Origin of the sequence: Rhizobium sp. T1470, assembly GCF_042140505.1 — a bacterium.
GTDB classification, from domain to species: domain Bacteria; phylum Pseudomonadota; class Alphaproteobacteria; order Rhizobiales; family Rhizobiaceae; genus Rhizobium; species Rhizobium favelukesii.
On record NZ_CP148094.1, the window covers coordinates 75,841 to 91,084 of the forward strand.

7 protein-coding genes and 3 pseudogenes are annotated in these 15,244 nt (G+C 61.6%); 7 read left to right on the forward strand and 3 right to left on the reverse strand.

All coding sequences use genetic code 11. The features are described from left to right. The first annotated feature begins 142 nt into the window (after window positions 1-142). Complete coding sequence (locus tag WGT02_RS34690; protein WP_208245415.1) at window positions 143-454, forward strand: DUF736 domain-containing protein; 312 nt, start codon at window positions 143-145, stop codon at window positions 452-454. A gap of 45 nt (window positions 455-499) precedes the next feature. Here the strand turns inward: WGT02_RS34690 and WGT02_RS34695 are convergent. From WGT02_RS34695 to WGT02_RS34705, 3 pseudogenes are all read right to left on the reverse strand, one after another. Beyond that, window positions 500-776: pseudogene (locus tag WGT02_RS34695) on the reverse strand (HU family DNA-binding protein). A gap of 105 nt (window positions 777-881) precedes the next feature. Continuing rightward, a pseudogene (locus WGT02_RS34700) lies at window positions 882-1,122 on the reverse strand (WGR domain-containing protein); the annotation flags it as partial. 30 nt (window positions 1,123-1,152) lie between these two features. Further along, window positions 1,153-1,701 (reverse strand): annotated as a pseudogene (locus WGT02_RS34705) (ParA family protein); the annotation flags it as partial. Between the two features lie 264 nt (window positions 1,702-1,965). Here WGT02_RS34705 and mobC point away from each other — a divergent pair. The 6 genes from mobC (at window position 1,966) to WGT02_RS34735 (ending at window position 15,239) form a co-directional block, all read left to right on the forward strand. Then, entirely contained in the window at window positions 1,966-2,439 is a 474-nt protein-coding gene (gene mobC / locus WGT02_RS34710; RefSeq protein ID WP_318246544.1) for a plasmid mobilization relaxosome protein MobC, read from the forward strand. Further along, on the forward strand, window positions 2,439-4,829 hold the full coding sequence (locus WGT02_RS34715; RefSeq protein ID WP_208245413.1) for a conjugal transfer protein TraA: 2,391 nt from the start codon (window positions 2,439-2,441) through the stop codon (window positions 4,827-4,829). The genes mobC and WGT02_RS34715 overlap by 1 nt, the downstream gene beginning before the upstream one ends. A gap of 284 nt (window positions 4,830-5,113) precedes the next feature. Further along, window positions 5,114-5,299 carry a hypothetical protein gene (locus WGT02_RS34720; protein WP_225040493.1) on the forward strand — a complete coding sequence of 62 codons (186 nt, stop codon included), beginning with the start codon at window positions 5,114-5,116 and terminating at the stop codon, window positions 5,297-5,299. Continuing rightward, window positions 5,272-5,595 (forward strand): isoprenylcysteine carboxylmethyltransferase family protein, encoded by a 324-nt coding sequence (locus WGT02_RS34725; protein WP_225040491.1) that lies wholly within the window; start codon window positions 5,272-5,274, stop codon window positions 5,593-5,595. The genes WGT02_RS34720 and WGT02_RS34725 overlap by 28 nt, the downstream gene beginning before the upstream one ends. A gap of 571 nt (window positions 5,596-6,166) precedes the next feature. Continuing rightward, window positions 6,167-8,167 (forward strand): ABC transporter ATP-binding protein/permease, encoded by a 2,001-nt coding sequence (locus WGT02_RS34730; RefSeq protein ID WP_208245411.1) that lies wholly within the window; start codon window positions 6,167-6,169, stop codon window positions 8,165-8,167. Window positions 8,168-8,459: 292 nt separating this feature from the next. After that, entirely contained in the window at window positions 8,460-15,239 is a 6,780-nt protein-coding gene (locus WGT02_RS34735; protein WP_208245409.1) for a DUF4082 domain-containing protein, read from the forward strand. Window positions 15,240-15,244: the final 5 nt, after the last annotated feature.

A 15,244-nucleotide genomic window follows, 5' to 3' on the forward strand; every position in this document is an offset into this window, starting at 1 on the left:
CGGTAGCCAAGAAAGCCTCGGCCCATGGGCCGTCCTCCACTTCGTTGCGGCCCTGCGGGTGCGCGCCGATCGTCGCCGGTCTGATCGACAGCCATCGAGACTGCGATGGGCGCGGCTCGAGCAACCGAAAAGGAATGCGACAATGGCTACCATCGGCTCCTTCACCGCCTCAACCGACGGCTTCACCGGCACCATCAAGACCCTCAATCTCAACGTCAAGGCAAAGATCGTCAGGGTCGAACGCGCCTCCGAAGGCGCCCCGGACTTCCGCGTCCTGGCCGGCAACGTCGAGTTCGGAGCAGGCTGGCAGAAACAGGCCCGAGACACCGAGCGCGACTACATCTCGGTCAAGCTCGATGATCCGAGCTTCCCGGCTCCGATCTACGCGACGCTGAGCGAAGTCCAGGGCCAGGAGGGCCTCCAGCTCATCTGGTCGCGTAACACGCGCCGGTAAGCAGAACCAGAAAGCCCCGCCACTCAAGCGGGGCTTTTCTCAATGTCACTTGTTGAGTGCATCCTTCAGCGCCTTTGCCGGCGCAAAGGTGAGCTTCTTGGCGGCGGCGACCTTGATGGTCGCGCCGGTCGCCGGATTGCGCGCTTCGCGCTCCGGCGTGTCCTTCACTTTAAATTTGCCGAAACCTGGGATCGAGGTTTCCTTGCCGGAGGTGGATGCCGCAGTGATGGCCGAACACGGCTTCCACGATCGCCTTGCCCTGTACCTTGGTCAGGCCATGTTCGCCGGCGATCTTGTCTGCAATTTCGTTGGTTGTGGTCATGGTGAACTCCCGTTTGAAGCTCCGGAATCCTTTCCACCACGCGGCTCCTCTGTCATCGGCCACGATGCCCAACGAACTGACTTCGGCGGCATTTCCACAGCTTCCTATGGGCTTATAGCCCTTCGACCGTTTCCGGCGCGCGAGTTTGAGGAAGTGCGACGCCGCTGCGAGCTCATCCGAAAACACCTCTGTCTATTCCCGACCGCTCGTCCCGATCCGGCCCCATGAACGAACAACAGCCGTTTCACCGAACAGCGTTGGCTCGTATCGACAGGGTGTGGAACCGTGCCATGTTCCTGCTTAGATCAGCGCGATGGCAATAAAGGCGATAGGGATCGAGCGACATGGACAACAGGATCGGAGATCTGGTGCTCGGCGTCCGCGTTCTCACATTCAGATGCTGAATCTTGGTACCCGCTTCGTCGTTTATCTCGTTGACCATGGCGACCGCCTGTCCAGCCGCCTCGATCTCCTTGATCGCCGGTTGAATGGGAGAGATGACCAGTTCCGAGGCGCGAATGATGCTCGTCTGAAGTGAGCTGTCGACGCCAGGTGCATCGATCACGATGAGGTCGAAGGACGTTGCAAACCGCTCGATGGCCGTCTCGAGCGTTCGTGATGTCGATGCGGTCGTGACTTCGATGTTGTCGGGCACATTTTGCTTGTTGTGGCACAGTCGCCACCATCCCGACAGGTTCTGCCTGCTATCGGCGTCGATCAGAAGCACACGCTCGTTTCTAAGCGCATACTCCCCCGCCGCCAGGGTGACGAGCGTGGTCTTGCCCGCGCCACCCTTATTGCTCACCGCGGCATAGATCCGGCTCATCTTGATCGACCCTTTGAAAGCTGACGTGCTCAGTGTCTCTGTGAATATAACTCTATACGTATAGTAATCGTCAACCGAAATGCTGGCGATCAAACACATTCTATGGGCGATCGCCCCTAGAGTGGGATCACATGCCAATGGCACACGATGTGATTACACGATGTGTCTGTGTCGAACTAAAGTATTTAAATAGCGTGTGAACACGCGATGTGATTGCTCACATTGCGCACATGGCTGTTGTCCCTGCGAAGCTTCGTTCGTTCGCGGTCAGGCCCCATCAAGGCTCTCCGATGACAGCTTGAAAAAACAATACTAAATACGTATAGTGATGTTTGGCAGGATACGCAAATTTGTGATACAAATTTGCTGACGATCGACGGACAAGCCGTCGATGGCGCCTGCGGCGATTGTTTCGAAGAGGATGAAATGGCGGCAAGCCAGCGCAAGGTGATCGAATCGGGAGCGGCAGACAAGCGGAAGGATCGGGTCGTGCACGCGCGTTTCAGCACCTCCGAAATCGCCGTCATTGCGCGCGTTGCCGCAGGCGCCGGAATGACCATCTCGGCCTTTATGCGGTCACTGACATTGGAAGGCGCGGGCGTCCGCCCCTTCTTCACCGATGACGACCGGGCAATTCTGGATCTGCTTTTGTCGGACATGCGGGCGATTGGCGTGAACCTCAACCAGCTGGCGCGCGCCGCAAACAGCAGCGGTCACGTTGATGCCAAGGCGATCTCTGCTCAAACGGCAGATATTCAAAAGATCGTCGCCGCCGTCATGCTCGAGCTCAGGCGTTTCGCGGCGCGCGGCGCCCAACGGCGGCGAGGAACCGCCTGATGGAGTTCTTCTTCGGTGCGTTCGAGAATGAGTGGGAGCGGCGTAGGGCAGCGCTGCTACACGAGCGGTCGCTGGGCCGGGGCAAGACTTTGGAGGAAGAGGAGCGCCGGCGCCGCGGCGGAGCGGTCCCGACCGCATCTCTTGTCGCCGGCCGAATGCATGGTGGGACCAAACGCGGCCGCCGTTCGGCCGGGTTGAGGGCTGGATTTGGCGCCGGCGAACCTTCCATGCGGTCCCGGTTTGCATCACTCGCGTCCGGCAGCCAACCGGCCGTGGTCAAGATGGCGTCCTTCGGTGGCGGCAGCAGGCTTGGCGCGATGATCGGCTATATCTCGCGCAACGGCGACGTCGTCGTCGAGAACGAGCGTGGCGAACAGCTGCGGGGCCGCAATGAACTGTCCACGGTCCCGGGCGAGTGGGACCACCTGATGAAGAATCGCGCCGAAAGCCGCGATATCGGGTCATTCGTGGTGGAGGTGAAGGAGCAGTTCGATCCGGCATCGGCTATTCACGAGCAGGCGCGGGCGATCCTCAAACGCGGGCTTGGTGACCGGATGTTCGCCTTTGCCGCATCGCCTCGCAATGATGACACGGGCTTTACCATCGAGGGCGTCACTGTCTTGCGCGACAGCATGGGTGAGCGCCTCACCGGTGACGGGAAAGCATCGGCGATCGTGCAAGGTCGTCTGGATGGTGACGAGGGCGAGCAGAGCGTGGCAGCGACGTTTCGCTTCACCGGTTACGGCAACGGCACAGACTACGGCTCCGCCCGGCTTCGTGATCTTGTCAGTCGGTATCAGGTCGTCGCTTACGACGAGCAAGGGGGTGTGATCGCGGATGCCAAGCAGGCCGGTGATGTCGTGCAGCTCAAATGGCGCGACGGCCTGCATAGCCGCAAGCCGCGCGACGTCATGCATGTCGTCCTCTCGGCACGGGCCGGAACGGATGTCCAGGCTTTCCATGCCGCCGCACGAGGGTTCCTGGCGCAGGAATTTGCCGGTTACCGCTATGTGTTTTCCCTGCATGACCCGTCGAAGGACCCAAAGCCCGAGGAGGCGGGCGGCAAACGGCCGCATGTGCACGTCCATGCGATCGTTGCCATGCGTTCGGATGCCGGCGATCGGATCGAAACGACGATTTCGGTGTTTCGTCGCTGGCGGGTGACGATGGCGGAAAAGGCACGCGCGCACGGCATCAATATGGAAATGACCGATCGGCGCGAGCGGGCGAGTGCCGCGGCCTATGGCAAAAACCAGGTGCGTCCGACAAATCGCCACGGGCGAACCGAACACGAGGCAACGAGCGAGGCCGCGCAGCGACGATATGATGCGAAGCGGTCCGACAGACATAGCTTGCCTCAAACAGAGCGAAGCCGACGCTATACTGATTTCGCTAAGCGCCAATGGGAGGCTGTGGCCACAGAACATGGCGGAGAAGGAGTCGAAAGCTTCGCTCAATCGCAGCTTATCCGTTTAGAATCAGAAGTGGTGCGTGATCATCCCCGAGTGCCTGGTGGGCGTAAGACGGAAAGTTTGCGCTCGCAATTCATAACGCATCTGGTATCTCTGGATCAGATCGTTTCGAGGGATGAGCCAATGCGTCAAATGAGCCGATCCGAATTCGAAGCCTATGAGAAGCGTGTCGAGACCGCCCTGTTCCAGGCGGAACGCGTCATTCCCGCAAACGAGCGCGCAAACTTCGACGAGATTGCCTCTGCAGCCCGTGAGCATGTAAGTGTGCGGCGCGAACTGATGGAACTGCAGGAGCAAAACGGTGAGCGGATCGCCAGCGATGAGCCAAGGCTGCGCGAAGGTGACAACGATGCCAACGTGCGCTGGGACGAGTCGGTCGCGCGCCATGGGCTGCGGACCGTCGAAGCAGCAAACGAGATCATGCTCGAGGTGGAGCACTACCGTGAAGCGATCGACCTCGCGGATGCAGGCGAAGGCAACGCCAATAAAGCGTCGTTGCAGGCAAGCCTGGACCTTGTAATTGCCCGTGTGGGTGAGCTCGGTGCCTCCGGCAATACATTGATCCGAGAAATCGCCGAGGTGGATCACGACCTCAGGATTGCGATCGAAGCGGCCGAGCGCTCGCGGCAGCGCGGTGGCAAGATGAGACAGGAAGGGAACGGCACCTCGGTGATCCAGTCACCAGCCGCCGAGGCAGCGTACCGCGATCGCGACGATGAGCCAGGCCGTGTTCAAACTGACGAGGAACGGGCCGGGCCGGTGGCCGATGGGACGCAGCAGACCCGGGATGGTCCCGGCCCTCGACCAGGTGACACGACGCGCACCGATCCAGCCCAGCAACTCATTCCGAGGCTCGAGCAGCTCCAGCGCGAGACCGATGAACGGCAAGAGCCTGAACGCGACGACCGCGAGCGATAAAGAAGGCTGGTCCATGCGAGACGAACGGCGCATCATTCAATCCTGAGCCCGCGCATAGGGCCGAGGATGGCCTCGCAAAAATTTTGGCATCATTTTTGTGGTGGCAATGGCGATGCAAGGCGTGTCGGCCGAACCCGATCCTTTAGCTGTCCGCGGCTCTCTGACTTCAAATCTCTTTCGAAGCGCCGTAAACTCTAGCGGTGGGGGCTTAGCAGATGTAGCAAAAACACGCTCTCTTGCGCCAGAATTCCGGGGGCCGGGGAGCGGATCGGACGGGTGGTGGCATGAGCGAGGCGACGGGGAATTTGCGCGACAGTTCAGGCGCGGCGGTACGGCCGCCGATCGCCTGGGCGCTCGCGGCGATCGCCGGGCTCGCGCTCGACTGGCTCTATCCGCTGCCGTTCCTGCCGGCGGCAGTCCGGGCGGCTGGCTCGGCGGCATCGTGTTCCTCGCCGGCCTGGCGCTGCTGATCTGGGCGGCGGCGACCTTCCGCCGCGCCGGGACGCAGGTCCCGACCACCCAGCCGACAACGACGATCGTCGACGCGGGCCCCTACCGCTTCACGCGCAACGCGATCTATATCGGCATGTTCCTCGGCCTCATCGGCCTCGCCGTCGCCTTCGACAGCCTGTGGCTCATCGCCCTATTGGTGCCGTTCTATCTCGTCATCCGCTACGGCGTGGTCGCCCGCGAGGAGGCCTATCTCGAGCGGAAGTTCGGTGACGTCTATCTCGCCTACAAGGCTCGCGTCGGACGGTGGCTGTAGCGAGACGAAGAGGGGCAACCTGCTGGAACCCGAACGACGCAAACGGTTCGAGAAGTGACCTTCGCGGCATCCCCAGCAAGTTGAACCCACCGTGCTTTCCGGCCAAGGCGTCTTCCGCTAATGGCGGATAGTGTTGAAAAAGTCCAAAATCTGGGTTTGCCGAAAAGTCAGCCAATTCGCAATTTGAGCGAATGTTGCCCCCTCGATGCTGTTTCATTTCCGCTGCAGGGCCTACCCACACGCTGCTTGAACGCAAAATTGGAAGGCCCCCAGCTCGATTTTCTGTGTCGGCCTCTACGGCCGTTAAAACATCAGAGTTTGCAGAAAACGGACTTTTTAACAATATCGGCCCTTACCCGACACTCACCAGCAGGTCCAAGGTTTGGTCGCTCGGTATGCACTTTAGCTGGCCGGGACTCGCCGCTGGCAGAAAAGCGGTCGGGGGTGAACGTGCCCATTAGGGACCTTGTGGGTTCGAGCGGCGACTGCCTCACTTTCTCAGCAAGCCCTCCGATGCCCGGTTCGACACCGGCATCATGAAACCTTTTGATTTTTAAGCCGTTGTCGCGCTATGATCGACGCTAAATCCAATCAAAAATCGGTCGACGGCACCAAACCGCACGGTGCCGCGAAGTCGCGCCAAGAGGAGGCATCGACTGTCGAGGTCGTGCCGCCGCCAAATGTCATTGAACCCGATCCAGAGTTGACGCCCGAGGAGGCCGAGCAGGCGCGCAGGAGGTATTTGCTGACGCGTTTCTGGATCAGCGCGCGCCGTTACTGGGGTCGCGGCGGCGACAGGCTCGCTTGGCCGTGCTCAATCGGGCTATTGACCCTGATCGGCATCAATGTCGGCTTCCAGTATGGAATCAATGTCTGGAATCGCGCAATTTTTGACGCCATAGAGCAACACAATGCCCGCATCGTCTATTTCCTGAGCGCCGTATTCCTACCACTCGTGCTCGGAAGCGTCGTCATTGTCACTGCACAAGTCGCCCTTCGTATGATGATTCAGCGCCGCTGGCGTTCCTGGCTCACTACCGCAGTCATCGCGCGCTGGCTCGCGAACGGCCGTTACTATCAGTTGAACCTCATCGGCGGCGACCACAAGAACCCCGAAGCGCGCATTTCGGAGGATTTGCGGATTGCCACCGAAGCACCTGTCGATTTCATCGCCGGGGTCATTTCTGCATTTCTGTCGGCTTCGACCTTCATCGTGGTGCTCTGGACGATCGGCGGGGCCCTGACTCTAACAATCGCAAGTTCGACCGTCACCGTTCCCGGCTTTCTCGTTATCACTGCGGTACTCTATGCCGCGATCACGTCCAGCTCGATGGTGGTCATCGGCCGTCATTTCGTCCACGTCTCAGAGGCCAAAAATCAGGCGGAAGCCGAATTTCGCTACACGCTGACGCACGTGCGGGAAAACGGCGAGAGCATCGCATTGCTCGGCGGTGAAGAGGAGGAGCGTAACGACCTCGACAAGACGTTCGCAAATGTGCTCAGGCAATGGGCGCTCCTTGCACGCCAACACATGCGCACAACACTTGTGTCGCAGGGGTCGAGCCTGTTTGCGCCAGTCGTGCCCGTTTTGCTTTGTGCTCCAAAGTTTCTCGAAGGCAGCATGACCCTTGGTCAGGTAATGCAGGCTGCCTCTGCCTTCGCCATCGTACAGAGTGCGTTCGGATGGTTGGTCGATAACTACCCCCGTCTAGCCGATTGGAACGCCTGCGCACGGCGCATCGCTTCGCTGATGATGTCGCTCGACGGGCTGGAGCGCGCGGAACAGAGCAACGCCTTGGGACGCATCAAGCGCGGTGAGACTGAAGGCGATGCGATACTCAGCCTAAACGATCTCTCCGTGTCGCTTGACGACGGCACCGCTGTGGTCAAGGAAACCCAGGTCGTGATCGAACCAGGCGAGCGGGTGCTCGTGGCCGGAGAATCCGGTTCAGGCAAGAGCACGCTGGTGCGGGCCATCGCAGGTCTTTGGCCGTGGGGTGACGGCAGCGTCAATTTCCACGCCGACAGACGACTGTTCATGTTGCCGCAACGGCCTTATATCCCTTCCGGGACGCTTCGCCGTGCAGTCGCCTATCCCCGTGCCGCCGATAGCTGGACGCTGGATAAGATCAAGGCGGCCCTCGACAAGGTGGGACTCGATTATCTGAACGACAAGATCGAGGAAGACGCGCCATGGGACCAGACGTTGTCGGGTGGCGAAAAGCAGCGGCTCGCGTTTGCGCGTCTCCTGCTACACAATCCCGATATCATCGTACTGGATGAAGCAACGTCAGCACTCGATGAGAAGAGTCAGGATAAGATGATGGAGATGGTGATCCTTGAATTGCCGAATGTCACCATCGTAAGCGTAGCGCATCGAGCCGAGCTGGAAGCCTTCCATAGCCGCAAGATTACCTTGGAGCGGCGCGAGGGCGGCGCAAAGCTCGTCAGTGATATTGATCTTGTCCAGCGCAAGAGAAAACGGAACCTGCTTTTGCGCCTTTTGGAGGATCGGCGCTCCCTACCGAAAGGCAATACGACGCCGAATTGCGCCGGTCCGCCGGTCCCCTGAGGGCGCCCCGAAACGGGCGAAAAGAAGGGCCGCAAACTCATCGCATCTTCGTTAAAAGTGCAAGCGCGGTAGATCTGCGTGATGCGAGGCGGATCCTTCGATTGTGCTACCTGGTATCCCACGAAGGGGAGGTCGTGCTCTACAGCAAAACGCATTCGCCAAACGGATATTCACCTGCCTTAGATCGAAGGGAGTAGAATATATTTTTTTCTTTTCGACTATAATTCCGGAAGGCACGCATTGAACGATTCTCATAGATTTGATCTTGGCAATTTCGCGAGAGGGGCATGCCATGTATCGCAAAGCTCGCCGGTGGGCTTCCCGCTCAGTACTATTGGATTCGTTGGTTCCCCGGTGGTTGGCTGCCGGTGGAAAGGTGAGGCCGCGCAATACTAGCTACAGGCGCGAAGAATCTTCTCAACTTGCGTCATCCGTACCGACTACAGATGCGAACAAGTACGGCACCTTTGGCGACAGTCCCGTCAAAAACTCTGCGCTCAACGAGTATGACAGTGGGCGGCGAGGGGACCTGGTCTGCGGCGCGGACGGTAAGGTCAATATCGACTGTGTATTGCCGTCGTTGACCAACACTTTCGCAACGATTCGCGAACCTCGTTTTGCACCTTTCTCGCGCGGTGCTCCGTCAGCGCAGGCGACTGCGCACCTTGCCGGAGCTCATTCATCAGCTGTTGGCATGCCCTTTGGCGTCTGGGGGTGCGGCTACTTTACCTCTCCCACGCGGATTCTCGATTGGGCCCAGCGCGGGGGTATGCTTCAACAGGACGGTCAATTGCCGGGGACCAGGCCGACCGAGGGTCCGGACTATGTGACGACAGTCAAGCGGACATTCGGCGCCTCGATCAGCGACCCGCTTCTGGATCGTGACTTGTCTCCTCTTTCGGGCTGGCGCGGAACTGCAACGTGGACAGAAACAACGGTCTGGAACGGATCATTGCCAGGCGGCGGAGAGATCGGAACGGGAACCGCTAACTCTAAGGGCATCGGCATCCTTTCTGGCTCGGTTACCACACCGTTGGGCACGCAAACAACATTGGCGCAAAATGTGGCGGCCGCGGCGACGGCCGTCAACCCGATCGTGCTGGAAAACCAGAAACCCGGCAATCCGGAGAGTGAGTGGGGCATTGACGGCGCCGGCAGCTCGAATATCGAGGGCTTCGCCACCGATATCAGCGTCAATCGCGGCCAGACCGTCAGCTTCAAAATCAATACGAATTCCAGCAACTATCGCGTCGACATCTATCGCCTCGGCTATTACGGCGGCATGGGAGCTCGCAAGGTTGCCACGATTCAGCATACGGGCGTCCAGAACCAGCCTACGCCGTTGCGTGACAGCACCACCGGTTTGGTCGACGCCGGCAACTGGTCGGTTTCAGCGTCCTGGGCAATTCCGGCCGACGCAGTGTCGGGGATCTACTTCGCCAAGCTCGTGCGCCAGGACGGAACCGCCGGCGCAAACCACATCCCGTTCATCGTGCGCGACGACAGCAGCCACAGCGACGTCCTCTTCCAAACCTCGGATGAGACCTGGCAGGCCTACAACCCCTGGGGCGGGGCCAATCTGTACCAGGGCAACGGGCCGGCGACAGACTCCGCCCCAGGGCGCGCATACGCGGTTAGCTACAATCGACCGATCACCACGAGGGGCGGCGGCCTCGCGGCCGGGCCGCAGGATTATATCTTCGGTGCCGAGTACCCGGCCATCCGGTGGCTGGAGAAGAACGGCTATGACGTTTCCTATATGGCCGGAATGGACTCCGATCGCCTCGGCAGCCTGATCCAGAACCACAAGATGTTCCTGAGCGTCGGCCACGACGAGTATTGGTCGGGACAACAGCGCAGCAACGTCGAGGCAGCGCGGGATGCTGGCGTGAATCTCTGCTTTTGGAGCGGCAACGAGGTCTATTGGGAGACACGCTTTGCTCCCAGCATCAGTTCTGGCGCCCAGGCGTATCGCACCCTGGTGTGCTACAAGGAGACCAGGGCCGGCCCCATTGATCCGGATAACCAATGGACTGGAACCTACCGGGATCCGCGGTTCGTCTCGCCGACTGCGGTCGGGGGAGGGCGGCCGGAGAATGCGCTGACTGGCACCATGTTCCAGGTCGACTCGTACCGAAGCGATGCGATCACCGTCCCGTATGACGACGCCAATCTGCGCTTCTGGCGCGATACCAGCGTGGCAAACCTGCAGCCGGGCCAGACGGCCACCCTCGAGCAGAACTATCTCGGATATGAATGGGATGAGTCACCCGACAATGGCTTGCGTCCCGCCGGACTCATCGAGTTATCCTCGACAACCTTGCCCGTCAACGAATATCTGCTGGACTACGGCACCAAGACCGGGACGGCCACCGCGACTCACAATCTGACGCTTTACCGAGCTCCTAGCGGCGCCTTGGTGTTCGGCGCCGGCACAGTTTACTGGGCGTGGGGGCTCGATGAGAACCATGATCTCGAGGCCACCCCGGTCGACCCCCGGGTCAAGCAGGCTATGGTCAACCTGCTGGCCGACATGGGTATCCAGCCTGGCACCTTGGAGGCGGGACTGGTATCAGAAACCCAGTCGACGGATGCCACAAAGCCGGTGTCATCGATCACCGCGCCGAATGACGGGACCGCCCTGAAGGTAGGCAATGCCGTCACCGTCAGCGGAACCGCTTCCGATATCGGCGGCGTCATCGCTGCGGTCGAGGTCTCGACGGATGGCGGCACCACGTGGCACCGGGCGGTTGGAGACGAGACCTGGACATACAGCTGGGTCGCGCCGAGAGCCGGCACGTTCACCATCAAGACTCGGGCAGTGGACGACAGCCTCAATCTGGAGACACCCGGTAGCGGCCGCACTGTGACGGTGACCGGCAACAACTTCTTTCCCGCTTCGGCCATACCGCCCACCGTGCCGGATGCCGATGCCAACTCGATTGAAGTGGGAATGAAGTTCCAATCGTCAGTGGCCGGCACCGTAACGGGCGTACGGTACTACAAGAGCGACTTGAACATCGGGCCACATTCGGGCTCGCTGTGGTCGAGCACGGGAACCAGGCTGGCGACGGTCACCTTCACCAACGAGTCAGGGGTAGGCTGGCAGGCGGCGAGCTTTTCCAACCCGGTCGCGATCACCGCTGGCACGACATATGTGGTCTCGTATCACACCAACTACGGACACTATACCGCAACGGGAAACTATTTCGCGTCCCCCGTGACAAATGGACCACTTACGGCGCCGACGAATGCCGGTGTCTACACCTACAATTCGGCCAGCGTCTTCCCGAGCAGCACCTTCAACGGCGAGAACTACTGGGTCGATGTTTTATTCAACCCGACAACCTCGGGCAACACGACACCGACGGCGGTTGCCGACGTAGGGGACGCGACCGAGAAGGGCGGCGTCGCCAATGGCTCGGGCGGCGTGGCCGCCAGCGGCAACGTGCTCACCAACGACACCGATCCGGATGCCGGTGACACCAAGACCGTCACGGCGGTCAGCTTCGGCGCGACGGCCGGCACGCTCGGCTCGGCGCTGAACGGCACGTACGGCAGTCTCGTGCTCAATGCATCGGGCACCTACACCTATGCCGTCAACGAGAACAATGCCGCCGTGCAGGCGCTGCGGCAGTCCACCAACACGCTGAACGATGCCTTCAGCTACACCATGCGTGACACCGCCGGTGCCACCGCCACGGCAAGCCTCACCGTCACCATCCACGGCGCCAACGATGCGCCGGTGCTCGCGGCGCAGACTGCCACCCAGAACGCCACCGTCGGCACCGCCTTTTCGTTTGTGCTGCCGGCCAACACCTTCACCGATGTCGACAGCGGCGAAACCTTCACTTACGCGGCAACCGCCGCCGACGGCTCGTCGCTTCCGGCCTGGCTGAGCTTCAACGCCACGACGCGGACCTTCAGCGGCACGCCGACGACAGCCGGCACGTACGGCGTCCAAGTAACGGCGACCGACCTCGGCGGTCTGGCTGCCAACGAGACCTTCAACATCGCCGCGTCGACGACGCCGAACACGACGCCGACGGCGGTTGCCGACGTAGGGGACGCGACCGAGAAGGGCGGCGTCGCCAATGGCTCGGGCGGCGTGGCCGCCAGCGGCAACGTGCTCACCAACGACACCGATCCGGATGCCGGTGACACCAAGACCGTCACGGCGGTCAGCTTCGGCGCGACGGCCGGCACGCTCGGCTCGGCGCTGAACGGCACGTACGGCAGTCTCGTGCTCAATGCATCGGGCACCTACACCTATGCCGTCAACGAGAACAATGCCGCCGTGCAGGCGCTGCGGCAGTCCACCAACACGCTGAACGATGCCTTCAGCTACACCATGCGTGACACCGCCGGTGCCACCGCCACGGCAAGCCTCACCGTCACCATCCACGGCGCCAACGATGCGCCGGTGCTCGCGGCGCAGACTGCCACCCAGAACGCCACCGTCGGCACCGCCTTTTCGTTTGTGCTGCCGGCCAACACCTTCACCGATGTCGACAGCGGCGAAACCTTCACTTACGCGGCAACCGCCGCCGACGGCTCGTCGCTTCCGGCCTGGCTGAGCTTCAACGCCACGACGCGGACCTTCAGCGGCACGCCGACGACAGCCGGCACGTACGGCGTCCAAGTAACGGCGACCGACCTTGGCGGCCTGGCTGCCAACGAGACCTTCAACATCGCCGCGTCGACGGCCCCCACGACCTATAGCCTATTCAGCGCCTCCAACACGCCGGCCCAGACGAACCTCAACGATGGTCAGCAACTCGAGCTCGGCGTCAAGTTCCAGTCGAACGTTGTCGGTGATATTACGGGCATCAAGTTCTACCGCAGCGCCAACGACAACGGCCAGAACGTCGTCGACCTGTGGACCACCGCAGGCACCAAGCTCGCCACCGCCACCTTCACCAACACCTCGGCGAGTGGTTGGCAGACGGTGAACTTTGCGACGGCTGTCTCCATCGCCGCCAACACCACCTATATCGCGTCGTATCACACGACCGGCGCCTACGTGGCGACCAACAATTTCTATACCAGCGCCGTCACCAATGGCCCGCTGACGGCCCTGTCAAGCGCCGCCGCCGGTGGCAACGGCGTCTACCGCTATGGCGGATCCGCCACCACAGGCATTTTCCCGAATGCCACCTATAACGCTGCCAACTATTGGGCCGATGTGGTCTTCCGGCCGACAACCTCGGGCAACACGACACCGACGGCGGTTGCCGACGTAGGGGACGCGACCGAGAAGGGCGGCGTCGCCAATGGCTCGGGCGGCGTGGCCGCCAGCGGCAACGTGCTCACCAACGACACCGATCCGGATGCCGGTGACACCAAGACCGTCACGGCGGTCAGCTTCGGCGCGACGGCCGGCACGCTCGGCTCGGCGCTGAACGGCACGTACGGCAGTCTCGTGCTCAATGCATCGGGCACCTACACCTATGCCGTCAACGAGAACAATGCCGCCGTGCAGGCGCTGCGGCAGTCCACCAACACGCTGAACGATGCCTTCAGCTACACCATGCGTGACACCGCCGGTGCCACCGCCACGGCAAGCCTCACCGTCACCATCCACGGCGCCAACGATGCGCCGGTGCTCGCGGCGCAGACTGCCACCCAGAACGCCACCGTCGGCACCGCCTTTTCGTTTGTGCTGCCGGCCAACACCTTCACCGATGTCGACAGCGGCGAAACCTTCACTTACGCGGCAACCGCCGCCGACGGCTCGTCGCTTCCGGCCTGGCTGAGCTTCAACGCCACGACGCGGACCTTCAGCGGCACGCCGACGACAGCCGGCACGTACGGCGTCCAAGTAACGGCGACCGACCTCGGCGGTCTGGCTGCCAACGAGACCTTCAACATCGCCGCGTCGACGACGCCGAACACGACGCCGACGGCGGTTGCCGACGTAGGGGACGCGACCGAGAAGGGCGGCGTCGCCAATGGCTCGGGCGGCGTGGCCGCCAGCGGCAACGTGCTCACCAACGACACCGATCCGGATGCCGGTGACACCAAGACCGTCACGGCGGTCAGCTTCGGCGCGACGGCCGGCACGCTCGGCTCGGCGCTGAACGGCACGTACGGCAGTCTCGTGCTCAATGCATCGGGCACCTACACCTATGCCGTCAACGAGAACAATGCCGCCGTGCAGGCGCTGCGGCAGTCCACCAACACGCTGAACGATGCCTTCAGCTACACCATGCGTGACACCGCCGGTGCCACCGCCACGGCAAGCCTCACCGTCACCATCCACGGCGCCAACGATGCGCCGGTGCTCGCGGCGCAGACTGCCACCCAGAACGCCACCGTCGGCACCGCCTTTTCGTTTGTGCTGCCGGCCAACACCTTCACCGATGTCGACAGCGGCGAAACCTTCACTTACGCGGCAACCGCCGCCGACGGCTCGTCGCTTCCGGCCTGGCTGAGCTTCAACGCCACGACGCGGACCTTCAGCGGCACGCCGACGACAGCCGGCACGTACGGCGTCCAAGTAACGGCGACCGACCTTGGCGGCCTGGCTGCCAACGAGACCTTCAACATCGCCGCGTCGACGGCCCCCACGACCTATAGCCTATTCAGCGCCTCCAACACGCCGGCCCAGACGAACCTCAACGATGGTCAGCAACTCGAGCTCGGCGTCAAGTTCCAGTCGAACGTTGTCGGTGATATTACGGGCATCAAGTTCTACCGCAGCGCCAACGACAACGGCCAGAACGTCGTCGACCTGTGGACCACCGCAGGCACCAAGCTCGCCACCGCCACCTTCACCAACACCTCGGCGAGTGGTTGGCAGACGGTGAACTTTGCGACGGCTGTCTCCATCGCCGCCAACACCACCTATATCGCGTCGTATCACACGACCGGTGCCTACGTGGCGACCGATGGCTTCTTCACCAGTCCCGTCACCAATGGCCCGCTGACGGCCCTGTCAAGCGCCGCCGCCGGTGGCAACGGCGTCTATGCGTATGGCGGATCCGCCACCACAGGTCTTTTCCCGACCAGCACCTACGATTCAGCGAACTATTGGGCCGATGTGGTCTTCCGGCCGCAGCTCGCCGCGTGAAGCAT

Bases quoted from the DNA above. Each gene is read 5' to 3' on its own strand.
- WGT02_RS34690 (WP_208245415.1), top strand. From the start codon at position 143: ATGGCTACCATCGGCTCCTTCACCGCCTCAACCGACGGCTTCACCGGC.
- WGT02_RS34715 (WP_208245413.1), top strand. From the start codon at position 2,439: ATGGAGTTCTTCTTCGGTGCGTTCGAGAATGAGTGGGAGCGGCGTAGG.
- WGT02_RS34720 (WP_225040493.1), top strand. From the start codon at position 5,114: ATGAGCGAGGCGACGGGGAATTTGCGCGACAGTTCAGGCGCGGCGGTA.
- WGT02_RS34730 (WP_208245411.1), top strand. From the start codon at position 6,167: ATGATCGACGCTAAATCCAATCAAAAATCGGTCGACGGCACCAAACCG.
- WGT02_RS34735 (WP_208245409.1), top strand. From the start codon at position 8,460: ATGTATCGCAAAGCTCGCCGGTGGGCTTCCCGCTCAGTACTATTGGAT.